A 20,998-nucleotide genomic window follows, 5' to 3' on the forward strand; every position below is an offset into this window, starting at 1 on the left:
ATGATGTCGCAAACACCTGAACGCGGGCGACGAAGGCGCGGACGTGGAGCCGATGTCGCCAGTGGCCCGACACGCGATGTGAACTACCGACAACTCAAAAATCCGTTTCCTTTGATGGAGGTTTTCCCGGCGGATCAGATTGCGGAAATGCACGAGACAGCACTGCGGACACTGCAAGAGCTAGGGGTCAAATGTCTGTTGCTTGAAGCGCGGCGCATATTTGAAAAGGCTGGCGCGCGTGCAGATGAAGATACCGAGATGGTCTTCATCGGCCGCGACATTGTTGAGGCGGCCGTCGCATCGGCGCCAAAGTCGATTGCGTGCAATGCTGGCACGCGGCACAGGGACTTCACACTTGAGCTGGGCAGCCTGGTGTTTCAACCGGGGGCGGGGGCACCGAACGCGACGGACCTTGAACGCGGGCGTCGCCCGGCCACTGGACAGGACTATCTGGAGTTCCTCAAGCTGACGCACCATTTCGATGTGTTCCAGATGATCTCGCCTCAGGTCGAGCCGCAGGATGTTCCAACCCATCTGCGCCACTACTTCACGACGCAGGCGCAGATGGAGCTGACCGACAAGTTCCCGTTCTTTTTCTCACGCGGGACGCCGCAGGTGATGGATTGCTTTGAAATGCTTTCTATCGCGCGTGGTCTGTCGGACGATGAGTTTCAGGCGGGCGCGCATTGCTATACGATCATCAATACGAACAGCCCGCGCACGCTGGATATTCCAATGGCGCAGGGGCTGATTGATTTCGCTCGCAATGGACAGATGTCGATCATCACGCCGTTCACCCTGATGGGCGCGATGGCCCCGATTACAGTGGCCGGGGCAATAACGCTTTCACATGCTGAGGCGTTAGCGGCGCTGACGCTGACACAGCTGACCAAACCGGGTGCGCCGGTGTGTTATGGCACGTTCACCAGCAACGTAGATATGAAATCGGGTGCGCCCGCATTTGGAACACCCTCACATTTCCAGGCTTCGCTTGCCGCAGGCCAGTTGGCGCGGCACCTTGGGCTGCCTTGGCGGTCAGCTGCCGGATCAGCGTCGAACATCAACGATGTACAGGCAGCGAATGAAAACCAGTTTGGTCTTTGGGGCTGTCTAATGGCAGGGGCGACGGTAATCATTCACTCAGCTGGTTGGCTCGAGGGTGGCTTGACCGTTTCTTTTGAGAAAATGATCTGTGACGCCGAGGTCCTGAACATGGTCGCCGAACTGTGCGCGGGGGCGCAGGCGGGCAAAGCTGAGATCGGTTTCGATACAGCGCTGAGCGAGGTCGAACCAAGCGGGCACTTCTTTGCCTCGAGCCAGACGATGGAGCGGTACAACACCGAATTCTATGAGCCGCATCTGCACGATTACGCAAATTTCGGAACCTGGACGGAACGCGGGTCAGTGGATGCCAATCATCGCGCAACCAGGGTTTGGAAAGGCATTGTGAATGACTTTAAGGCCCCGCCCACAGACAGTGACCGCATTGGTGCCTTGCGAGACTATATTACGCGCCGTACGGCTGACGGCGGCGCACCGCCGGAGAGTTGAATGAGCACAAAACCCATCCTGCACCGGGATGACCCCGAAGCGGAACCCTTGGTTGGTAACATCAAGGTCACGCGTGACGACTGGCTGAACGTGGCTATGGATGTGCTGATCTCGGACGGTGTAGATCAGATCAAGGTCCTGAACCTGGCTGAACGGATGGCCGTGTCGCGGTCGTCTTTCTATTGGTACTTCAAATCCCGGCAAGAGCTTTTGGATGCCCTGCTAGCGCGCTGGCATGCGACGAATACAGCGGCTTTGGTTGCGCAGGCCAAGGCCCCAGCGGATACGATAACCGCAGCCGTCTGCAACGTGCATCGTTGCGTGGTGAACACCGAATTGTTCGATACCGCGCTGGATTTTGCCGTCCGGGATTGGGCGCGCAAATCGGGGAAAGTACGCCGGGCGCTCGATCAGTCGGATGCGCGCAGGCTCGAAGCGCTTCACGACATGTTCGCGCGGTACGGCTATTCCGAAGTTGAGGCCGAAACCCGCGCGCGCGTTCTGTACTACATGCAGATCGGGTACGATCTGGCCCAGTTGAACGAACCAATGTCCACGCGGATCGCAATGGTTCCGCATTACCTTTATGTCTTCACCGGGGTTGAGCCCAAGCCCGAAGAAGTTGAAGAATTCAGCGCCTATTCAACGCGCTATTGGAAGGGAGAAGCCTCATGAGTCAACCTGACGCAATCATCATCGGAACCGGTGTGATCGGCGCGGCCATCGCCTTTGAAATGGCGAAAGCGGGCTGGAAAACCCTGTCGCTGGACCGAAACAGTCAGGTCGGTCACGGCTCGACTGCCGGATCCTGCGCCATTATCCGCATGCATTATTCGACCTTCGACGGAACGGCATTTGCGTGGGAAGGCTACCATTACTGGCGCGATTGGGCCGACTACCTCGGCCTGCCCGAGGATGCTAATCTGGCGCAATTCCGCGAGACCGGCTGTCTAGTGATGAAGACTGATGCCAATGGCTTGCTTGAAAAGCACATGAAGAACAGCGCCGATCTGGATTGCCCGTTCGAAGAATGGTCACCTGATAAAGTCAGTGAGCGCCTGCCGATCTACTCGCAGGACAGTTTCACACCGGCGCGCCGGATGGATGATCCGGAATTCGGGCACCCGAACGGGCGCAAGATGCAGGGCGGTGTGTTCTGGCCGCAGGCGGGATACGTCACGGACCCGGCTTTGTCGGCGCAGAACTTGGTGGATGCTGCCAAGCTGCATGGCGCAGAAGTGCGCACTGGTGCCGAAGTGGTCGAGATATTGTCCAGCGACGGTCGGGTTTCGGGTGTCAAACTTGCCTCGGGCGAAGAAATCTACGCGAAAGTCGTCGTGAACGTCGCGGGCCCCGGCTCGGCGATCATCAATAAGATGGCGGGTGTTCTGGATGACATGACGATCGAAACCCGCCCCTTGCGGCAAGAGGTTGTGCACGTCCCCGCACCCGAGGGGTTTGATTTCGAAAACGACGGAACGATTGTCTCGGACAGCGATATTGCCTGCTATTGCCGACCCGAGCACGGCAACCACATTCTGGTTGGCTCGGAAGACCCCGAATGCGATCCGCATCAATGGTGCGAAGACGATGTGAACTATAATCACGATTTCACCGACCAGTGGACAACGCAGGCCATGCGGTATGCACAGCGCGTCCCAAGTCTTGGCATCCCGTCTAAAACACGCGGAGTTGTGGACCTGTATGACGCATCCACAGACTGGATTCCGATCTACGACAAATCCAGCCTGCCGGGGTTCTACATGGCCTGCGGGACCAGCGGGAACCAGTACAAGAATGCTCCGATTGCGGGCAGGATGATGACCGCCCTGATCGCGTATTGCGAAGGTGGCGCGGATCACGATGCGCAGCCGCTGCAATACGAACTTCCCTATATCGGGCGGAGCATTGATGTCGGGTTCTATTCCCGCAAGCGACCCATCAACGAAGAAAGCAGTTTTTCTGTACTGGGGTAGTTAAGGAAAAAAATCGCCCTATCCTTCCAGGGAACTGAAAAAAGACAGGACCCAGGATGGCCGAGCTGACACATCGCGTTCTGATACTAGGCAGTGCACCGGCCGCCGCTGCAGCTCGGGAGTGGTCGCGGGATCCGTTTACCCACATCGTTGCAATCAACAACGCCTGGCGTATCCGCGACGATTGGGATTTCCTCATCCATCCCGAGGACTTCCCTATCTGCAATCGTCCGGACGAACTGGTCCGCAGCCAAAGCATCGTCGAGGCGGATGAATACGTTCCGCATCAAAACAAGTTTGGCGGATTTGTTTATGCCGGTGGCACGATGGCGTTTACGGCTGGTTATTGGGCCTTGGCCGCGCTGCAGCCAGCCGTCTTGGCCTTTTTTGGCTGTGACATGATTTACCCGAATTCCGGCCAGACCCACTTTTACGGCAACGGAGCAGCCGACCCTTTGCGCGCTGATGTGACGCTGCGATCGCTTGAGGCGAAATCCGCCCGGTTGGCTTTGTTCGGTGCCGCGCAGAACTGCCGCGTGGTTCGCCTGTCGCAGGGTGAAAGCCGGCTGGTCTTTCCTTCTGTGACGACTGACACCCTAATGTCTGACAGGCTGCTTTCGACAAAGGGTATGCAAGCGGTACTGCAGGCAGAGGCACAGTTGAATTACTTCGTTTCGTCTGGTCGCTATTGGGAGGAAGAAGAACGTTTCGACGCCGCTAGAATCGACCATTTGGATCGAATGTGGCTGGACGCGTATTGTCCGCAATCCCTGGAAAACGTCGCCTGAAGCAATCGCTGATCAGGTCGCGAATTCAGCCCAGGCCCAGACCATGGCGATGTAAGTCAGGTTGTGCAGGCACTGGTCCAGTCCAGCCGCGCGCCAAAACGCGGCTTGCGTTGGCATCAGTTGTTTTTTGTCCGAATAGCTGGCCTTGGCAAAATCAATATTGAAATGAACAATCCATTCCAGCGCCGCAATGATCAATATAAAAGACCACGGCGCGCCAAAAATCAAAAAGACGATCACTGACCCGATGACATGCACACCCGCATGCTGCGCGCGGCCCAGGTGGAAATACTCACCGCGCCCTGCCAACATTTTCGGAGTCTGGAGAAAAAAATCCGCAAACATATGTTTGATCTGCAACAAGCAGAGCATCAATAGCACTGCGCCTATACTGGCAGTCAAATGAGTCCTCCCGATATCGTCCCAGACAGAGTCTAGGCACTAATCTGTGGTTGCGCAAATGAACTTGTTCACACTTGGCAATTAACTGTTCAAACTGGAAACTATTTGCCTCTTTTGGCTGGACTAACGTAAATTCACAGTGTTGGATTTACTGCACTTTCGTCAAGACTGTTTCAGTGATCCGTAGTAGGGGCAGGTTCCATAGAACGTTCAATTTTCCAGTTTATTTGGAAATACTCGAAGCGCGACCAGTTGATTCTGCTGGCCGTGACGTCCACGTTGTTTCCACTACTCTATCTGACGCTCGAACTTCCCAAACGCATCATCAACGATGCAATAGGTGCTGCCAGTCCGATTGTGGATGTTTGGGGCTATAGCCTGCCGCAGACCACATTTCTGATTGTTCTGTGCATCGGGTTCCTGATTGCGGTGCTGGCGCATGGCCTGATGAAAATGCGCATCAACACCATGAAAGGCGTGCTGAGCGAGCGTATGTTGCGCCGGTTCCGGTACGTGCTGATCAGCCGCGCGTTGCGTTTCCCTCAACCCTATTTCGAACGCGTCAGCCAAGGCGAGCTGGTGTCGATGGTCACCGCCGAAAGCGAGCCGATGGGCGGGCTAATGGGTGATGCTATCAGCCAGCCGGTTCTGCAGGCGGGTCAGATGATCACCATCCTGTCCTTCTTGTTTCTGCAAAGTTTCTGGTTTGGGTTGGCGGCAGTTGCGCTGATCCCGCTGCAGGCCTGGTTGATTCCGAAACTGCAGCGTCAGATCAACCTTCTGAACAAAAAACGCATTCAAGAGGTTCGGTTGCTGGCCGCCCAGATTGGCGAGAACGCGGCGGGCGCGTCCACGTTGCGAGCCAATGGCGGCTGGCGATACCGCCGGGCGATGGTGTCCGATCAATTGGGCCGCCTGTTTGGTATCCGGTTCGAGATCTACCAGAAAAAGTTCTTTATGAAGTTCCTCAACAACTTCATCTCGCAGTTGACACCGTTCCTGTTCTATCTGGTTGGGGGTCTTCTTGTCTTGCAGGGATCGGTTTCGCTGGGTGCGCTGGTTGCGGCCCTGGCTGCATATAAGGACCTCAGCTCGCCGTGGAAGGAACTGCTGACCTATTATAACCAGACACAGGATATGTCGCTGCGCTGGGACGTGGTGACGGAACGGTTTGCACCTGCCGGAATGCATGAGGAAAAACTGTTCGATGGCGAACCCGAGACCACGCCAAGGCTGAACGGTGACATAGTGCTCGACCATGTCTCGGTTCGCGATATGGACGGTAACCAGGTTCTGGATGATTTGGATCTGTCCTTTCCCAGCGGGAAAATCATCGGGATCGCGGCCCCCAGCGAAGAAGATCGCCGCGCGATGGCCGAGTTGCTGACACGGGAAATTCTGCCCAGCTCGGGCCGGGTGCAGATCGGTGGTATCCGTTTGTCAGAGCTGCATCAAAGCGTCGTGGCCGCCCGTATTGGGTATGCTTCGTCACGGCCTGTGATGTTCCAGGGCACGCTGGGCGACAACGTCATGATGCCGATGCGGTTCAAGCCGCAAACAACCGAAACAAACGACCCTGGATATGATGAGACGTTGCGGGCCGGCAATAGCTCGGACCCCTTCAGGGCAAATTGGCTGGACCCGACGACTGCGGGATTGGACAGCGCCGAAGAGGTACGCGACTGGTGGTTGAAACTGATTGACGGGATGGGTTCCGGCGCGGCGCTGTTTTTGCGCGGGGCCGAACAGGTCTTCGATGCCGCCGAGCATCCCGAGCTGGCCGACAAACTGGTCGAACTGCGACCTTTGGTTCAGGATGCGGTGAAAGCATCAGGGCTGGAGCAACAGGCCCTGATCTTTGATCGCAACAGCTATAACCCTGCCTTGCCAGTTGCGGAGAACTTGCTGTTCGCCACGCCCAAAGTGCCGGTCACGCAGGAGCTTTTGGCGCAGCAGACCGTGTTCCTTGAGCAATTGCGCGAATTTGGTCTGGATGAGACTCTGGTGAGCCTGACACGCGATGTGATTGAGATGCTGCGCCAGATTTTCGGCCTGGACGGCACCGATCACCCGCTGTTTCGAAAACTGGGACTAGAGGCGCAAACGTACGAGGCTGCGGTCGAGCTGGTCGAAAAGACCCGGAACGAGGGCGTATCGGGGCTGAATGATGAACAGCTGGCAAACCTGTTGGCCGTTCCGTTCGTGATTTCGGCGGAACAGATTGGACCAGCCTTCACCGACGACCTCAAAGACCGCATTCTTGAGTTGCGGCATAGCCATTCCGAAAAGCTGTTGGAACGGTTGCTCGATGTATTTGTCCCGTTAGACAAAACGAAGTTCGCGCCTGGCTTGACGGTTCTGGAAAACGCTTTGTTCGGAAAGGTCAGTCAGATCGGCGGCGCCCGTTCGGACGAGGCGCGCAAACTGATCGTGGATGTATTGAACGAAAACGGTGCGCGCCCGTTGGTGGTCGAACTGATCTATGACGTGCCGGTGGCGCTTGGCGGTCAAAACCTGCCCGCGGTTTTTGCTGAACCTCTGTCATTTACGCGCGCGACGATCAAGAAACCGGATATCCTGATCCTTGAGGATGCGCTGGCCAGTTATGACATGGCCTCGAAAGTGGCCGTGTACAAAAATCTACGCGCTTTGCTGCCGGATACCACGGTGATCTACCTGAACGACCAGTTCGAAAACCCGAGCGTGTTCGACATGTATGTGGAAATCAGGCAAGGTCGGGTCGTCTCGGACGAAGGACCTGCGGACGTGGAAGAAGACAGTGCCGCCTCAGCTGACCTTTCGCGCAAGCTGCGCGCGCTGGAACAGACACCGCTGTTTTCCGGGCTGGACCGTCGACAGCTGCGCCTGCTGGCCTTTGGTGCGCGCTGGTTCGATGCCAAAGCAGGAGAGGTTGTTTTCCTTAAGGACGATCAGCCAACCGACGGCGCCTATGTGGTGCTGGACGGGGAAGCCGGGCTGTACCTTCCGCAAACCGACGGAGTGGATCAGTTGATTGCCACGGTCGGCCCCGGTGCCCTGGTCGGAGAGTTGGGCCTGATCCGCAAGGAACCTAGGGCGCTGAGCATGATCGCCGAGACGGAATTGTCGTGCCTGCGTATTGGTGAAGAGGAATTCCTGGCCGTGGTCGAAAATGATGCCGCAACCGCGTTCAAACTGTTGCAGGTGATAGCGGGCTATGTATCGAACTAAGGGTTATTCGCTGTCGGGGCCGCAGAACATATCGTAAAGAACGGCGATCACCTGCGCCGCGCCGTCGTTGTTCAGCGAGTAATAGATGGACTTTCCGTCCCTGCGCGTTGCAACAATGTTTTCAGCGCGCAGGCGCGCCAGCATCTGACTGACTGCAGCTTGACGGATATGCAGCAAGGCCTCCAACTCACCCACGGATTTTTCGCTGTCGGCCAGATGGCACAAGATCATCAACCGACCCTCATGCGCGAGCGTTTTCAGAAACGCAGAGGCCCGAGCCGCGCTTTCTTTCATTTCAGATAGCGCGGCTTCGGTTTGTTGGGTTTGGTCGTCTTCAAGTGTCACGTGTGGCCTTTTTAACGCCCATTGGTTGGGTCAATGTGCCCCAAGACCTATTGGGTTGTCACCCCTCGGTTGCAGGGGCACCACCTTGAAAGGCGTTTCCGTTCACGTAATCACAGGGCTCTTCCTGCATCTGCAGATGCAAGCCATCACCGTTAAAAGGGTGCGCCCGGGCAAGATCTTCGTTCACCTCGATGCCAAGGCCGGGTGCGGTCGGCGCAGGGACAAATCCGGCCTCAACCTGCAATGAGTTGTTAATGAGTTGATCGTGGAACGGCGTGTCTATGGTCTCAAGCAGCAGCAGGTTGGGGATGGACGCGGCCAGATGGATATTCGCGGCCCATTCAACCGGACCGGCATACAAATGTGGGGCCATCTGGGCGTTGAAGACTTCAGCGATGGCCGCGACTTTCTTCATCTCCCAAATCCCGCCGGCACGACCCAGCGCGGGTTGAAGGATTTCTGCCGCCCCAGCCCGCAAAACGGCCGCGAATTCGGCCTTAGTGGTCATGCGTTCACCGGTCGCGACCGGAATCCGAACATTTCGCGCGACACGAGCCATGTCTTCGATCATGTCGGGGGGGGTGGGTTCCTCGAACCAAAGCGGTGAATAGGGCTCGAGCGCTTGACCCAGACGAATTGCGCCCGCGGTGTTGAACTGGCCGTGGGTGCCGAACAGCAGATCGGCTTTGTCGCCCACGGCCTCTCGGATCGCTTTGCAGAACGCAACAGACATCGAGATATCGGACATCGCAGGCATGTGCCCGCCCCGAACAGTGTAAGGCCCGGCGGGGTCAAACTTGACGGCTGTGAACCCGCGCCGGACCATTTCGGCGGCACATTCGCCAGCTTGTTCAGGCGACGTCCAGAAATCGTTCAGGTTATGTTGGGGCAGAGGGTACAGATAGGTGTAGGCCCTTATGCGTTCGTTCACCAATCCCCCTAGCAAGGCATAGACCGGGCGATCGCGATCCTTGCCCAGAATATCCCAACACGCGATTTCCAGTCCGGAAAAGGCGCCCATGACCGTCAGATCAGGACGCTGTGTAAATCCGCTGGAGTATGTTCGGCGGAACATCAGTTCGATGTTTTCGGGGTTCTCGCCCTGCATGTGCCGTTCGAACACGTCTTGAATGACATAGCGCATTGCCTCGGGTCCAACTGAGGATGCATAGCATTCGCCCCAGCCGGTGATCCCGGTATCGGTCGTGACTTTGACCAGTATCCAATACCGCCCGCCCCAACCAGGCGCAGGAGGGGCTGTGACGATGATGTCGAGGTCTTGCAGCTTCATCAGGTGATCTCCTGCCCTGCTGGGTTAAGCCCTGTCGAAAACGATCACGTTTCGCTTGGCAGATCCGGTTTTGGTGTCCTCGATCGCTTCGTTGATCTGCGATAGCGACCATCGGCCCGAAATCAGTTCATCCAGTTTCAGGCGACCTTGATCGTAAAGGTCGATCATCCATGGAATATCGCGCTGAATGACAACATCGCCCATTTTCGACCCGATCAAACCCTGACCCAGTGCAGCCAGAACGACCGGTTCGTAACTTGCCATACCCCCTGAGTGGGGCATTCCGATCATAATCGCCTTGCCACCGGGGCCCAAGTAACGAGGGGCCTGATCATAGGCAGGGATTGCTCCGACAGTAATCAACACAGCGTCTGCGCCACGACCACCAAGTGCTTTGTAAGCGGCCTTCCAGGGGGCTTTCTGATCGGCCAATACGCCGTGGGTCGCGCCGAATTCCTTGGCAATGGTCAGCTTCTCTTCGGTCATGTCCACGGCCACAATACGTCGTGCACCGGCGATGCGGGCGCCCTGAATTGCGTTCAGCCCGACACCTCCGGCACCGATCACCACCACATCCTGTCCGGGCCGCAGCCCGGCGGCGTTGACGGCGGCGCCGACGCCCGTGATCACGCCGCAGGACAGCAGGCTGGCAATGTCTTTGGGCATCGACTGTGGAATTTTGACAATCTGCCGGTGGCTGACCACAACCTTCTCTGCAAAAGCTCCGCAGGCCATTGCCTGCTCCAGTGGTCCGCCATCTGCTGTGCGCAACGGCCCGTTGACCTTATCATAAGGCGTTTCGCAGACAGTTGGTTTCCCCCCCGCGCAAGAGGGGCACGAGCCACATGCCCGGATCAGGGTAACGACAACCGGGTCCCCAACCTGAAATTCGCCTGCCGAGTCGCCAACCGCAGTGATAATGCCCGCTGCTTCGTGCCCGTAGACGGCAGGAAGATGCCCGCCCCACGCACCACCGGCAAATGAAATGTCCGAATGGCAAATTGCCACCGCATCCAGTGTCACCTCGACCTCATCTGACTTGGGCGGTGCGATCTGAATATCTTCGATGACCAGAGGTTCACCGAACGCCCGGCAAACGGCGGCTTTGATGGTTTGCATGCTGTCCCTCTCTCACTTTGCGCTACGGTGGCGCGCTTATCGGGACGCTGCAAGGCGGAATCCGTCAAAGGGATGTCGTAGTTATGCCATGACCCCACGTGAACGGGAAAACACAAGAAGACAGATCACCATCATGACGAATGCCAAGAGGAATGGTGCGCCCGGCAAGTAGATCGCCGCGTCGGGCTTGATGAACTGAGCGAACACGCTGGTCATGAGCAACGGTGCGATGACCATCGACAAAGCGTGCAAGGATGTCAGTACACCCTGCAGTTCACCCTGTTGCGAGTCGGGCGTCTTGCGCGACATCAGGGCCTGCAGGGCAGGGGTCACAACCGCTCCGATGGCGGTGATCGGGATCAGCATCAAGGCAATGATCCCATTGGTCAGGAAGGCCAGAAGAAAAAAGCTAAACAGCTCGAACCCCATGCCGTAGATGATTGTAACGCGTTCCCCCAGATACTTGGTTGCGGGACGGATCAGGCCGCCCTGAACAGCCGCCATGCCGATCCCGTAGACGCCCAGTGACAGGCCGATCATTTGTGGTGACCAGCCGAACCGTTCGGTTGTGAAATACGCCCAAATTGCCGGGTAGACATATATCGAGATGGAGTACAGGAGATAGACCCACAGCATCGGCCGGATACCGGGCAACGACGCAATCGCGCGCAGCGAGTTCACTGGGTTTGCGCGCCGCAGGCTGAAGGCCCGGCGCGTCTTGTCGGTGACCGTCTCGGGCATGACGAAAACACCGATAACAAAGGCCAGAGCAGACAAACCAGCTGCCGCCCAAAACGGCGCACGCGTACCATATTCGCTCAGTAGCCCGCCAAGTACCGGACCGAACACAAACCCCACCCCAAACGCGGCACCCAGCAAACCGAAATTCGCTGCTTTTTCATGAGGTTTGGACACATCCGCCATAAAGGCTGCTGCCGTCGCATGCGTGGCCGCTGTAATGCCTCCGACGATGCGGCCAACCAACAGTAACCAGATGCTGCCTGCAAGCGCCATGACGACGTAATCCAGTGACATGACGAACAGCGAGACCAGCAAGACCGTCCGTCGCCCATACGCATCTGAAAGGTTGCCCAGAACCGGGCCGAACACGAACTGCATTGCGGCAAACGCGGTGCTTAAAATACCGCCCCAGATCGCAGCCGTCGCCAACGTGCCGCCCTGAACCTCGACGATCAGTTCCGGCATGATAGGCAAGACAAGGCCGATGCCCATAGCGTCGATCATGACCGTGAGAAGGACGAAGAAAAAGGGAAGGCGCATTTGAACCGCAAGGATGAGAATTTGGGCGGACCTTATCCGCAGAAAATGCAGGTTGAAAGGGACACGCTCAGACTTGTGATCCTGGCAGGTCTTTTGCGATTTTGTCCAACAATTCAGCCAGTTTTTGCGGTTGTGCAAAGAATGGGGAATGCGACGTGTCAATCGTATGACGCATCGCCTCGGGGGCGCTGTGGCTCATCTGTTCCTGGTATTCGGTCGGGATCGTCCGGTCATCGGTCGCCCGGATATATGCCTTGGGAACCCGGTCGAAATTGCCGGTCAGGTGCAGGGGGGTGTCCTGTGGCGCGATGGCTTGCGGGCACAAGCGTGCAAATGCGAATGGCACGGTTTCGGGCGGGCAATCGTGATAGAACAGGTCATGCACCTTGCTTGGTATCACCGTATACGAGAGGCCATCGGTTGATTTTTCAACCGCATCTTGGATCGTTTGCCGGGGCGACCGTTTGCGCATTTCCACCATCGAAAGACCATCCTGCGGGACGTAGGCGGCAAGAAAAACAAGGGCGCGCATGGCCTCCGGCGCGGCTTCGGCCGCAGCACTGATTGGGTACCCACCCCAGGAATGCCCGACAATGATTGTATTGCGCGAGGTCGCATCCAAAATTGTGTTGCGACAGCTGTCCAGCGTCACATCGGCAACGGGCGTCGAATCCGATCCGTGGCTGGGCATGTCAATGGCGCGTACCTCGTGCCCCAGCGCTTCCAACGCCGGGATGAGGTCGCGCCAACACCAGGCACCGTGACAGGATCCGTGGACTAACAGAAGATCGGCCAAACCAATTCTCCTTCACACATGTCCGATATCAGTCAGAAAGCTGTGGAGTAGTGCCGCGTATTCTGCCGGTTGTTCCACACAAGGCAAGTGCCCAACGCGCCGCATCAGTTCGAATCGGGAACCGGGGATCAGGTCAACGGTTTCCCGCACAAGATCCGGTGGGGTCGATCCGTCCTCGCTGCCGGCGATGCCGAGTGTCGGCAGACGCAGGCCGCTGGTGGGGGTGTAGAAGTCCGTACCTGAGATTGCCGCGCAGCAGCCCAAATAGCCGTCAACCGGCTGGCGCACCATCATGTTGCGCCACAGTAGATGTTCGGTTGACGCGCGGAATGCCTTGGAAAACCAACGCTCCATGGTGGCATCAGCCAGGGCCTCGATCCCACCCTTTTGTACCGCGTCCATGCGGTCCTGCCAGATCGAGGGTATGCCGATCTTGGCTGCGGTGTTGGACAGCACCAAGGCGCGGACCTGATCCAGACGTTTGACAGCCAGTCCTTGCCCGATCAGCCCGCCGATCGAAAGGCCGACAAATACACAATCGCGCACTTCAAGAAAATCAAGTAATCCTTCCACGTCCCGCACAAGCGCACCCATCGAATAGGGGGCCGGGGGTTGCGACGAAAGACCGTGCCCGCGCTTGTCAAAGCGGATCACACGCAGTCCTGCGGGCAGGTGCGGCAACACATCGTCCCAAAGCCGCAGATCGGTTCCTAAAGAATTGGCAAACACAATTGGTGCGCCGGCTGGATCACCATCGATCCGGTAGTGGATTTGAATGTTTCCAATGTCTGCGATCTGCACGACTCAATCCCCTGGCGTCACACGCCCACATGTCAGGTTGCCCCAGCCTAAACGACTTGTCAGGTCAGGTATTCCAGCGCTTTTCCAAAGACTTCGGGGTCGGCGTTGCCACCCGATGCTACCACGATCACTGCTTCGCCTTCGATTTCGTCCGCGCGGTGCAGGGCCGAGGCAAGCGACACCGCCCCGCCCGGTTCCAGAACGATTTTGAGGCGCAAAAACGCATGCGCCATGGCGCGCAGGGCGTCTTCCTCGGACACCGACAAGCCCGGACCGCACAGCCGGTTCAGAATCGGAAATGTGATCTGGCCCGGTTGCGGCGTCAGGATAGCATCGCAAATATTGCCCGATGCGGCGTTGTTGCTTTGGATATGCCCCATGGCCAAAGACCGTTTGACGTCGTCGAACCCCTGAGGTTCGCACGGGCGGGCCCGCAGCCCCGGCGCGTGACCTTCCAGTGCCAGCGCAATGCCCGAGGTCAACCCGCCGCCGCCGCAGCACACCAGAACATCCGCCTTCTCGATACCCAAATCGGCCGTCTGTCGCGCCAGTTCCAGCCCGACGGTGCCTTGACCTGCGATGACCAAAGGTTCGTCGTAAGGCCGGATCAGGGTCAGGCCGCGTTGGGACGCCAACGCCTCACCAATCTCTTCGCGGCTTTCGTTCGCGCGGTCGTACAAGACAACCTCACCCCCCAGCGCCCGGGTGTTGTTGATCTTTAGCTGCGGTGCGTCAGAGGGCATGACGATGACCGACGAAATCCCATGCTGAGCTGCAGCAAAGGCCACGCCCTGCGCGTGATTGCCCGAAGAATAGGCAATCACGCCGCGTTGTCGTTGCGCGTCGCTGAGCGCCGAAATGGCCGACCAGGCACCGCGAAACTTGAAGCTGCCGGTGTGTTGCAGGCACTCGGGTTTCACCAGCACGCGTCGGCCCGCGATTTCGTCCAGAAACGGCGAGGTTAGAATCGGTGTTTCGCGAACATGCCCTCTGAGGCGCTCGGCGGCGGCCTCGATCATTTCAAGTGTGCTCATGCGGTGACCAGTACCTTGCGAATGAGTTCTACCGACTGTGGTTCATCCAGAAACGGGGGATGACCACGGTCGGGTATTTCTGCCGATATAAGATCGGGGTGGCGATTGTGCATTTCAGTCAGCGTGTCTTTGCCCAAAACGTCCGAATTCTCGCCGCGCAGGACGCCTGCCGGAATGCCCTGCAGCGCGTCAAAGAGCGGCCATAGGTCCGGGGCAGGTCCAGAAGCGGCCTGTTCCAGAAGCGCGGTGCGCAGCGCGGGGTCATAGCTGAGTGTCAGGCCATCAGCCGTTTCATCGAACTGGAATTCAGCCTGCTGCCGCCAACGCTCAAGTGGTACACCGGGGAACTGAGGTTCCATGACATGTTGCAGCGCACGTGCCGCCAGATCGTATGTTTTGGACACGGGCTGCTTGCCGACATATTCCATGATCTTGGTGATGCCCGATGGTTCCAGCACTGGGCCGACATCGTTCAGGACAACACTCAACAGTCGTTCGTGATGGCTGGCGGCAAGCGCCATGGCGATCAGCCCGCCACGAGACGTCCCGACCACGTTCACCCGGTCCAAGCCAAGATGGTCCAACAATTCGGTCGCGTCCTGAGCTTCGCGAAGGACGTTGTAGTTCATGAAATCCGGGTCATGCTCCGAGCGCCCGCGCCCGCGGTAATCCATCGCGATCATCCGCATATCGCCCAGATGCGGCCCGAGGAACGAAAAATCCTTGCTGTTGCGGGTTAACCCGGCAAGGCAAAGCACCGGCGTACCAGATCCAGAGTCCTCAAAGTAAAGACGTCTGTCATCAGAAGTTGTGAAAAATGCCATTAAAGTCCAGCCAGTTGCGGAATCGTCGTTAGGTCGGACAGTACATGCGCAGGCTTCCATGGCAAGCGGTCCATCGGTTCCCCGGCGCGATTGACCCAGGCGGTGACAAAGCCGTACCCGCTGGCCCCAGCCGCATCCCAGCCATTCGAGCTGACGAACAGAACCTCGTTCCGGGCACAGCAGAACCGTTCCTGCACAAGGTCATAGACCCGCGAATCCGGCTTGAAGACTCCGACGCTTTCCACGGACAACACGTCGTCCAAAACGTCCCCGATACCCGCTGACTGAACCGCGCCATCAAGCATCGGTGGCGAGCCATTTGACAAGATCGCTGTTTGCAACTCACCCGCTTTTAGTGCGCGCAGCATTTCTGGAACTTCGGGATAGGCCTGCAATTCCCAGTACAGATCCAGAAGCCGTTGTCGCAGTGTTGCGTCGCCGTCCAGGCCGGTCGCCTCAAGCGCCCAGTCGAGGCCATCCTGTGTAACATCCCAGAAATCCGCATGAGCATCCGTGACCGCGCGCAGCCAGGTGTATTGCAGCTGTTTCAGGCGCCAATGATTGGCCAGTTCGGGCCACTTTTGCTGCAGTTTCTCAAAGCCCGGTTCCCCGGCTGCTTGCCGCGCGGCGGCGGCCACGTCAAACAGCGTTCCATACGCATCAAAAATGCAGGTTGTGATTGGCATCCGGTCCCCTCCTGATCGTCCGGGGCAGGTTTGCACAACAATAACGGGCATGAAAGAGGGCGGGGTTTACAATGTCGTGTTACCTCCTAGGCTTGGCCGCTAAACCCCAAATGAGGCCGGAGACCAATATGACCGAAATCAAACAAGGCGACACGGTTCGCATCCATTACACAGGAACGCTGTTGGACGGAAACGTCTTTGACAGTTCCGAAGGACGTGACCCGCTGGAATTCGTCGTTGGCACGGGCCAGATTATCCCGGGTTTGGATTCGGCGATGCCGGGTTTGAACATTGGGGACAAAAAGCGGGTCGAGATCGCCTGCGTTGACGCCTATGGCCCTATTAACCCCGCGGCGCGCCAGCAAATCCCGCGCGAAGGCATTCCGGACGATATTCCGTTGGATCCCGGCACCCAATTGCAGATGCAAACGCCGGATGGACAGGCCGTTCCGGTAACGGTGGTAGAGGTCGACGAAGCAACCGTCACGCTGGATGCCAACCACCCATTGGCCGGTCAGGATCTGATTTTCGATATCGAGGTCGTTTCGATCAACTGACCCATGAAACGAGTCGGATCAGCCTGATATGAGGCTGATCCAGGCTTTAACGGTTTCCTGCATTTGCGGCTGTGTGAAAAACACAAACAACAATAGGGTGGTCAGGGCCAATAGCGCGACGAGACCGCGCGTGCCCAGAAACCCGGATCTGCGGCGTGACCGGATGCTGCGAGTGTTGCTGGTAAGGATATGTTCGGCTTTGCTCATGCCGATATCCCTGCCCGTGAAAGATGGTGAAATCTTGGCACCGGCAGGGAAAGATCGGGTCACATGTGATCTGGCTGCGGCATACCCAGAACGTGGAAGCCGCCATCGACGCGAATGATCTCACCCGACGTGCAAGCCCCCGCGTCTGAAGTGAGGTAAACGGCCGTGCCGCCAACAGCCTCGAGCGTTGCGTTCGAGCGCATCGGCGCATTCTGGTCGCAGAACTTGTAAGTCTTGCGGGCACCGCCGATTGCAGCACCTGCCAGCGTCTTCATTGGGCCGGGCGAGATCGCATTGACGCGAATGCCTTCCGGGCCCAGATCGTTGGCCAGATAGCGGGTCGCCGATTCCAGCGCGGCCTTGGCCACACCCATGACGTTATAGTTCGGTACAACCTTGTTCGATCCCTGATACGTCAGGGTCAGCAGCGTGCCGCCATTCTCTTGCATCAGGGGATAGGCGCGGCGCGCGACCTCGATGAAGGAATACGCCGACACGTCCATCGAGTGTTTGAAGTTGGCCCGCGTTGTGTTCAGGAAACGACCCGTCAGTTCGGACTTGTCCGAATAGGCAATGGCGTGGACAACGAAGTCGATGGTGGGCCAGCGCGCGCCAAGCTCTTCGAATGCGCGATCAAGTGAGGCGTCATCCGTGACGTCCGCGTCCACCATGAAATCACTGCCCAGGCTTTGGGCCAACGGCTCAAGGCGCTTTCCGAAGGCTTCGCCCTGATAGGTGAATGCCAGTTCAGCACCGGCCTCATGCATGGCTTTGGCAATGCCCCACGCGATCGAGCGGTCATTGGCCACGCCCATGATCAGGCCGCGTTTACCTTTTAGAAGATCCGACATTACATTCACCCGTTATACTTCGACAGGATCATGGACCCGTTGGTGCCGCCAAAGCCGAAGCTGTTGGTCATCACACTGTCCAATCCTGCGTTTTCAACTACTTGAGTTGCAATTTCACCGGGCAAGATGCCTTCGGCAAGCGTGTCGACATTGATCGACGGCGTAATAAAATCATTGTCCAGCATCAGCAGGCAGAAGATCGTCTCAAGCGCGCCTGCCGCACCCTGTGCGTGTCCGGTCATCGACTTGGTCGATGAGATCGGGGGCACATTGCCTTCACCAAAGATGCGGCGCACGGCTTCAACTTCGCCAACGTCTCCGACCGGGGTCGAGGTGCCATGGGCGTTGATATAGCCGACTTTGCGCCCTTCGGGCATGGTCGACAGAGCCAGACGCATCGCGCGCTCTCCACCTTCACCGGACGGGGCCACCATGTCGTGGCCATCCGATGTGGCCGCATACCCGGTCACTTCGGCGTAAATCTTTGCGCCGCGGGCCAGCGCGTGTTCCAGATCCTCTAGAACGACGATCCCGCCACCGCCCGAGATGACGAATCCATCACGGTCCTGGTCAAACGCACGCGAGGCTTTGTCCGGCGTGTCATTGTATTTGGATGACATCGCACCCATTGCGTCGAACAGGCAGGACAGTGTCCAGTCCAGCTCTTCTCCGCCGCCAGCGAACATGACGTCCTGCTTGCCCAGCATGATCTGTTCGGCCGCGTTACCAATGCAATGCAGCGAGGTCGAGCAGGCCGAGGTGATCGAGTAGTTGATGCCCTTGATCTTGAATGCGGTCGCAAGGTTGGCCGAAATCGTCGAACACATGCATTTTGGCACTGCGAACGGGCCGATACGCTTAGTCGCACCAGTTTTCAGAACTGTCTGATGCGCTGTCAGCATTGCGCTGGTTGACGGACCACCGGAACCGGCAACCAAACCGGTACGCGGGTTCACGACCTGGTCTTCTGTCAAGCCCGCGTCGGCGATAGCCTGGTTCATGGCGATATGTGCGTATGCTGCACCAGGACCCATGAAGCGAAGGGTACGCTTGTCTACATGCTCAGCCGGATCAATCTTAAGCGTTCCGGCGATTTGGCTGCGAAAGCCGTGTTCGACCATCTGCTCGTTGGCCTCGATGCCGGACTTTCCGGCCTTGAGAGAGGCCATTACTTCCTGGGCATTGTTCCCGATGGAGGACACGACCCCCAAACCGGTGACAACTACTCGACGCATGTGCGTGCTCCTTATTTCGGGCCGGTCAGGCTCAGGCTTCGGACAGAACGACTTTCATGTCTTTGACATCGTAAATCATTTCACCGTCCGCTTCGACGATACCATCCGCCACACCCATGGTCAGGCGGCGGGTCTGGATCGCTTTTTTGAAGTCGATCTTGTAGGTCAGCATCTTGCGGTCAGGGCGGACCATGCCGGTCAGTTTGACCTCGCCTACGCCTACGGCCATGCCGCGTCCCTGCCAGCCACGCCAGCCCAGGTTGAAACCGGTCAACTGCCATAGGCCGTCCAGTCCAAGACAGCCGGGCATGATGGGGTTGCCGGGGAAGTGGCAATCAAAGAACCACAGGTCAGGGGTGATGTCGAATTCGGCCAGTATGTGGCCTTTGCCATGCGCGCCACCATCGGCCGAGACGTCGGTGATCCGATCCATCATCAGCATCGGAGGTGCAGGCAATTGCGCATTACCGGGGCCGAATAATTCGCCACGGGCGCATTTCAGCAGATCGTCCTTGTCAAAGCTGCTCGGGAATTGGGCCATTCTGCCGCCTCTCCTGCCAGGGGTCCGTTCGTTATATCTGGCCTCGTCTAGCACCCGTATGCAAGGTCCTGCAAGAGCAGCACGTCACATCCTGTTGTGCAGACGGCATTCTTTGCGAATGAATTTCATTTGAAATTACCCGAACACAGCACCTATATATGGTTCAGCAACAATTGGGTTTCGGATTGATGACACCTCAGAGCCAGAACAGAGCCACAGATTGGTTGGTTGACGCGGGGCTGCGCCCAACGCGCCAGCGTGTCGCTTTGGCCGAGCTTTTAGTCGGCGATGGTCGCCATCGGCATGTCACTGCCGAAAGCCTGTTTGAGGCGGCCAAAAAGAATGGGGACGCCGTATCTCTGGCAACGGTCTACAACACGCTGCGCGCGTTTTGTGAGGCCGGGGTTCTGCAGGAGATCACGGTTGATGGCTCGAAAAGCTATTTCGATACCAATACCCACGATCATCCGCATTTTTTCTGGGAAGACGAAAGCCGCCTGAGTGATGCGCCGTCGGATCAATTGGTGATTCAACGCCTGCCCGAAGCGCCCGAGGGCGTTGAAATCGCGTCGGTCGACGTAGTGATCCGTCTGCGGAAAAAGTAACTCAGGCCAACAACTCCATCAGAATCTGTTCCGCCTGCGCGATGTGCGGCTCTGTAGGGCCGATGCCGTGGCGGGCCAGAACCACAGGTTCCGCAGCGATGTCATCCAGGATTCGGCGACTGACCAGGGGGATTCCGTCATAGCTGACGTTCGAGGGCGGGGTGGCATAGCTGATCGCGACCCCCTCATGATGAGCGGCAAGACTGCGCTGGATTTCCAGCGTTGCCGCCCGGTGTGCCACTGAAGGCCGCAATCCGATCTGCCGAAACAGTCCAAGCACGTGCTGTGATGAGAGGCCTTCGTTTGACAGGATCAGCGGATGGGCGGCCAGCTCGCTCAGCGAAACAGACGGCGCTTGCGCCAATGGGTGATCCGGGGCCATGATGGCATTTGGCCTGCTGGGGAAAAGGGTCTGCTGTCGAAATCCGGTATCCATGCTCAAGCCGTATGTCAGCGCCAAATCTATGGCCCCGTCGATCAGGCCGGTTATCAGCCCTTCGAACCCGTCCACTTTGTACGAAATGGTCAAATCCGGCAGTGCCGCACGCAGAGGGTGCAGCGCCTTGGCCAGCAAAAACGGGGCCAAATCCACGAAACACCCCAATCGCAACTGTGCCCTGGTTGCGCTGACCTGATCCGCTTTCTCAAGCCGGGCCGCATTGGTCAGCAAGTTTTCCGCGTCTTCGATAAATCTGCGTCCTTGCGGGGTCAGCGCCAGCGCGGCCCCGCGTTTTCGCGAAAATAACGGATGGCCAAGATGCGATTCGACGCGCGTCAGAGCGGTGGACAGCGCAGGTTGTGAGACATTCAGCTGTTGCGCCGCGGCAGACAAGCTGCCGAAGCGGCCGATAGCACAGACATATTCGTATTGGCGAAGTGAAATATATAACATGAAATT

22 protein-coding genes are annotated in these 20,998 nt (G+C 57.8%); 7 read left to right on the top strand and 15 right to left on the bottom strand.

Annotation, left to right across the window (positions count from 1 at the left end; genetic code table 11):
• The first annotated feature begins 3 nt into the window (after positions 1-3).
• From AC2FJF_RS19280 to AC2FJF_RS19295, 4 genes are read left to right on the top strand one after another with little or no spacing between them, the layout of a single operon-like run.
• The gene (locus AC2FJF_RS19280) at positions 4-1,551 is read left to right on the top strand and encodes a trimethylamine methyltransferase family protein (RefSeq protein WP_496726879.1); all 1,548 of its coding nucleotides are present in this window, start codon (positions 4-6) and stop codon (positions 1,549-1,551) included.
• Positions 1,552-2,226 carry a TetR/AcrR family transcriptional regulator gene (locus tag AC2FJF_RS19285; RefSeq protein ID WP_282120739.1) on the top strand — a complete coding sequence of 225 codons (675 nt, stop codon included), beginning with the start codon at positions 1,552-1,554 and terminating at the stop codon, positions 2,224-2,226.
• On the top strand, positions 2,223-3,527 hold the full coding sequence (locus AC2FJF_RS19290) for an NAD(P)/FAD-dependent oxidoreductase (RefSeq protein ID WP_496726789.1): 1,305 nt from the start codon (positions 2,223-2,225) through the stop codon (positions 3,525-3,527). Before AC2FJF_RS19285 ends, AC2FJF_RS19290 begins: the two co-directional genes overlap by 4 nt.
• Before the next feature lie 56 nt (positions 3,528-3,583).
• Positions 3,584-4,315: a hypothetical protein gene (locus AC2FJF_RS19295; RefSeq protein WP_496726790.1), complete on the top strand. Its 732-nt coding sequence runs from the start codon at positions 3,584-3,586 to the stop codon at positions 4,313-4,315.
• A 12-nt stretch (positions 4,316-4,327) separates the two neighbouring features.
• Here AC2FJF_RS19295 and AC2FJF_RS19300 read toward each other — a convergent pair whose 3' ends face one another.
• The gene (locus tag AC2FJF_RS19300; protein ID WP_496726880.1) at positions 4,328-4,687 is read right to left on the bottom strand and encodes a DUF3307 domain-containing protein; all 360 of its coding nucleotides are present in this window, start codon (positions 4,685-4,687) and stop codon (positions 4,328-4,330) included.
• Positions 4,688-4,930: 243 nt separating this feature from the next.
• Between AC2FJF_RS19300 and AC2FJF_RS19305 the strand changes: the two genes are divergently transcribed.
• Positions 4,931-7,927: a cyclic nucleotide-binding domain-containing protein gene (locus tag AC2FJF_RS19305; RefSeq protein ID WP_496726881.1), complete on the top strand. Its 2,997-nt coding sequence runs from the start codon at positions 4,931-4,933 to the stop codon at positions 7,925-7,927.
• Between the two features lie 3 nt (positions 7,928-7,930).
• Here the strand turns inward: AC2FJF_RS19305 and AC2FJF_RS19310 are convergent, their stop codons facing one another.
• The 9 genes from AC2FJF_RS19310 to AC2FJF_RS19350 all read right to left on the bottom strand — a co-directional run bounded on the left by AC2FJF_RS19310 (position 7,931) and on the right by AC2FJF_RS19350 (position 16,104).
• Positions 7,931-8,221, bottom strand: coding sequence for an ArsR/SmtB family transcription factor (locus AC2FJF_RS19310; protein WP_496726882.1), 291 nt, complete (start codon positions 8,219-8,221; stop codon positions 7,931-7,933).
• Positions 8,222-8,330: 109 nt separating this feature from the next.
• Positions 8,331-9,563 (bottom strand): mandelate racemase/muconate lactonizing enzyme family protein, encoded by a 1,233-nt coding sequence (locus AC2FJF_RS19315; protein ID WP_496726791.1) that lies wholly within the window; start codon positions 9,561-9,563, stop codon positions 8,331-8,333.
• Positions 9,564-9,587: 24 nt separating this feature from the next.
• Positions 9,588-10,682 carry a Zn-dependent alcohol dehydrogenase gene (locus tag AC2FJF_RS19320; protein WP_496726792.1) on the bottom strand — a complete coding sequence of 365 codons (1,095 nt, stop codon included), beginning with the start codon at positions 10,680-10,682 and terminating at the stop codon, positions 9,588-9,590.
• 81 nt (positions 10,683-10,763) lie between these two features.
• Entirely contained in the window at positions 10,764-11,963 is a 1,200-nt protein-coding gene (locus tag AC2FJF_RS19325) for a TCR/Tet family MFS transporter (RefSeq protein WP_496726793.1), read from the bottom strand.
• A gap of 67 nt (positions 11,964-12,030) precedes the next feature.
• Entirely contained in the window at positions 12,031-12,759 is a 729-nt protein-coding gene (locus AC2FJF_RS19330; protein WP_496726794.1) for an alpha/beta fold hydrolase, read from the bottom strand.
• A 12-nt stretch (positions 12,760-12,771) separates the two neighbouring features.
• Positions 12,772-13,560: a 3-oxoadipate enol-lactonase gene (gene pcaD / locus AC2FJF_RS19335; RefSeq protein ID WP_496726795.1), complete on the bottom strand. Its 789-nt coding sequence runs from the start codon at positions 13,558-13,560 to the stop codon at positions 12,772-12,774.
• 59 nt (positions 13,561-13,619) lie between these two features.
• Positions 13,620-14,594 (bottom strand): threonine ammonia-lyase, encoded by a 975-nt coding sequence (locus AC2FJF_RS19340; protein ID WP_496726796.1) that lies wholly within the window; start codon positions 14,592-14,594, stop codon positions 13,620-13,622.
• Positions 14,591-15,418, bottom strand: a complete 828-nt coding sequence (locus tag AC2FJF_RS19345; RefSeq protein ID WP_496726797.1) for an alpha/beta fold hydrolase — start codon at positions 15,416-15,418, stop codon at positions 14,591-14,593. The genes AC2FJF_RS19340 and AC2FJF_RS19345 overlap by 4 nt, the downstream gene beginning before the upstream one ends.
• Complete coding sequence (locus AC2FJF_RS19350; protein ID WP_472724300.1) at positions 15,418-16,104, bottom strand: haloacid dehalogenase type II; 687 nt, start codon at positions 16,102-16,104, stop codon at positions 15,418-15,420. The genes AC2FJF_RS19345 and AC2FJF_RS19350 overlap by 1 nt, the downstream gene beginning before the upstream one ends.
• Positions 16,105-16,232: 128 nt before the next feature.
• Between AC2FJF_RS19350 and AC2FJF_RS19355 the strand changes: the two genes are divergently transcribed.
• On the top strand, positions 16,233-16,661 hold the full coding sequence (locus AC2FJF_RS19355; RefSeq protein WP_058273150.1) for an FKBP-type peptidyl-prolyl cis-trans isomerase: 429 nt from the start codon (positions 16,233-16,235) through the stop codon (positions 16,659-16,661).
• 18 nt (positions 16,662-16,679) lie between these two features.
• Here the strand turns inward: AC2FJF_RS19355 and AC2FJF_RS19360 are convergent, their stop codons facing one another.
• Genes AC2FJF_RS19360 through fabA form a run of 4 tightly spaced genes read right to left on the bottom strand, consistent with a single transcriptional unit; the run spans position 16,680 to position 19,495 of the window.
• Positions 16,680-16,868 (bottom strand): hypothetical protein, encoded by a 189-nt coding sequence (locus AC2FJF_RS19360; protein WP_496726798.1) that lies wholly within the window; start codon positions 16,866-16,868, stop codon positions 16,680-16,682.
• 59 nt (positions 16,869-16,927) lie between these two features.
• Positions 16,928-17,719 carry an enoyl-ACP reductase FabI gene (locus AC2FJF_RS19365; protein WP_282120727.1) on the bottom strand — a complete coding sequence of 264 codons (792 nt, stop codon included), beginning with the start codon at positions 17,717-17,719 and terminating at the stop codon, positions 16,928-16,930.
• A gap of 5 nt (positions 17,720-17,724) precedes the next feature.
• Positions 17,725-18,954, bottom strand: coding sequence for a beta-ketoacyl-ACP synthase I (fabB, locus tag AC2FJF_RS19370; RefSeq protein WP_109312551.1), 1,230 nt, complete (start codon positions 18,952-18,954; stop codon positions 17,725-17,727).
• A gap of 31 nt (positions 18,955-18,985) precedes the next feature.
• On the bottom strand, positions 18,986-19,495 hold the full coding sequence (gene fabA, locus AC2FJF_RS19375; RefSeq protein ID WP_282152633.1) for a bifunctional 3-hydroxydecanoyl-ACP dehydratase/trans-2-decenoyl-ACP isomerase: 510 nt from the start codon (positions 19,493-19,495) through the stop codon (positions 18,986-18,988).
• A gap of 188 nt (positions 19,496-19,683) precedes the next feature.
• On the opposite strand from fabA, the gene irrA reads away from it, so the two are divergent.
• Positions 19,684-20,100, top strand: coding sequence for an iron response transcriptional regulator IrrA (irrA, locus tag AC2FJF_RS19380; protein ID WP_109312620.1), 417 nt, complete (start codon positions 19,684-19,686; stop codon positions 20,098-20,100).
• A 1-nt stretch (position 20,101) separates the two neighbouring features.
• On the opposite strand, the gene AC2FJF_RS19385 is transcribed toward irrA, so the two are convergent.
• The gene (locus tag AC2FJF_RS19385; protein WP_496726799.1) at positions 20,102-20,992 is read right to left on the bottom strand and encodes a LysR family transcriptional regulator; all 891 of its coding nucleotides are present in this window, start codon (positions 20,990-20,992) and stop codon (positions 20,102-20,104) included.
• Between the last annotated feature and the right edge of the window lie 6 nt (positions 20,993-20,998).

This window comes from Ruegeria sp. CDSB013 (assembly GCF_059611165.1).

What these genes read in the sequence shown, in the direction of transcription:
- AC2FJF_RS19385 (WP_496726799.1), bottom strand. Translation starts at nt 20,992, where the DNA reads ATGTTATATATTTCACTTCGCCAATACGAATATGTCTGTGCTATCGGC.
- AC2FJF_RS19285 (WP_282120739.1), top strand. Translation starts at nt 1,552, where the DNA reads ATGAGCACAAAACCCATCCTGCACCGGGATGACCCCGAAGCGGAACCC.
- AC2FJF_RS19345 (WP_496726797.1), bottom strand. Translation starts at nt 15,418, where the DNA reads ATGGCATTTTTCACAACTTCTGATGACAGACGTCTTTACTTTGAGGAC.
- AC2FJF_RS19355 (WP_058273150.1), top strand. Translation starts at nt 16,233, where the DNA reads ATGACCGAAATCAAACAAGGCGACACGGTTCGCATCCATTACACAGGA.
- AC2FJF_RS19325 (WP_496726793.1), bottom strand. Translation starts at nt 11,963, where the DNA reads ATGCGCCTTCCCTTTTTCTTCGTCCTTCTCACGGTCATGATCGACGCT.
- fabA (WP_282152633.1), bottom strand. Translation starts at nt 19,495, where the DNA reads ATGGCCCAATTCCCGAGCAGCTTTGACAAGGACGATCTGCTGAAATGC.
- AC2FJF_RS19300 (WP_496726880.1), bottom strand. Translation starts at nt 4,687, where the DNA reads ATGCTCTGCTTGTTGCAGATCAAACATATGTTTGCGGATTTTTTTCTC.
- AC2FJF_RS19290 (WP_496726789.1), top strand. Translation starts at nt 2,223, where the DNA reads ATGAGTCAACCTGACGCAATCATCATCGGAACCGGTGTGATCGGCGCG.
- AC2FJF_RS19360 (WP_496726798.1), bottom strand. Translation starts at nt 16,868, where the DNA reads ATGAGCAAAGCCGAACATATCCTTACCAGCAACACTCGCAGCATCCGG.
- AC2FJF_RS19310 (WP_496726882.1), bottom strand. Translation starts at nt 8,221, where the DNA reads ATGAAAGAAAGCGCGGCTCGGGCCTCTGCGTTTCTGAAAACGCTCGCG.
- AC2FJF_RS19315 (WP_496726791.1), bottom strand. Translation starts at nt 9,563, where the DNA reads ATGAAGCTGCAAGACCTCGACATCATCGTCACAGCCCCTCCTGCGCCT.
- AC2FJF_RS19280 (WP_496726879.1), top strand. Translation starts at nt 4, where the DNA reads ATGTCGCAAACACCTGAACGCGGGCGACGAAGGCGCGGACGTGGAGCC.
- fabB (WP_109312551.1), bottom strand. Translation starts at nt 18,954, where the DNA reads ATGCGTCGAGTAGTTGTCACCGGTTTGGGGGTCGTGTCCTCCATCGGG.
- AC2FJF_RS19340 (WP_496726796.1), bottom strand. Translation starts at nt 14,594, where the DNA reads ATGAGCACACTTGAAATGATCGAGGCCGCCGCCGAGCGCCTCAGAGGG.
- AC2FJF_RS19350 (WP_472724300.1), bottom strand. Translation starts at nt 16,104, where the DNA reads ATGCCAATCACAACCTGCATTTTTGATGCGTATGGAACGCTGTTTGAC.
- AC2FJF_RS19295 (WP_496726790.1), top strand. Translation starts at nt 3,584, where the DNA reads ATGGCCGAGCTGACACATCGCGTTCTGATACTAGGCAGTGCACCGGCC.
- AC2FJF_RS19365 (WP_282120727.1), bottom strand. Translation starts at nt 17,719, where the DNA reads ATGTCGGATCTTCTAAAAGGTAAACGCGGCCTGATCATGGGCGTGGCC.
- AC2FJF_RS19320 (WP_496726792.1), bottom strand. Translation starts at nt 10,682, where the DNA reads ATGCAAACCATCAAAGCCGCCGTTTGCCGGGCGTTCGGTGAACCTCTG.
- irrA (WP_109312620.1), top strand. Translation starts at nt 19,684, where the DNA reads ATGACACCTCAGAGCCAGAACAGAGCCACAGATTGGTTGGTTGACGCG.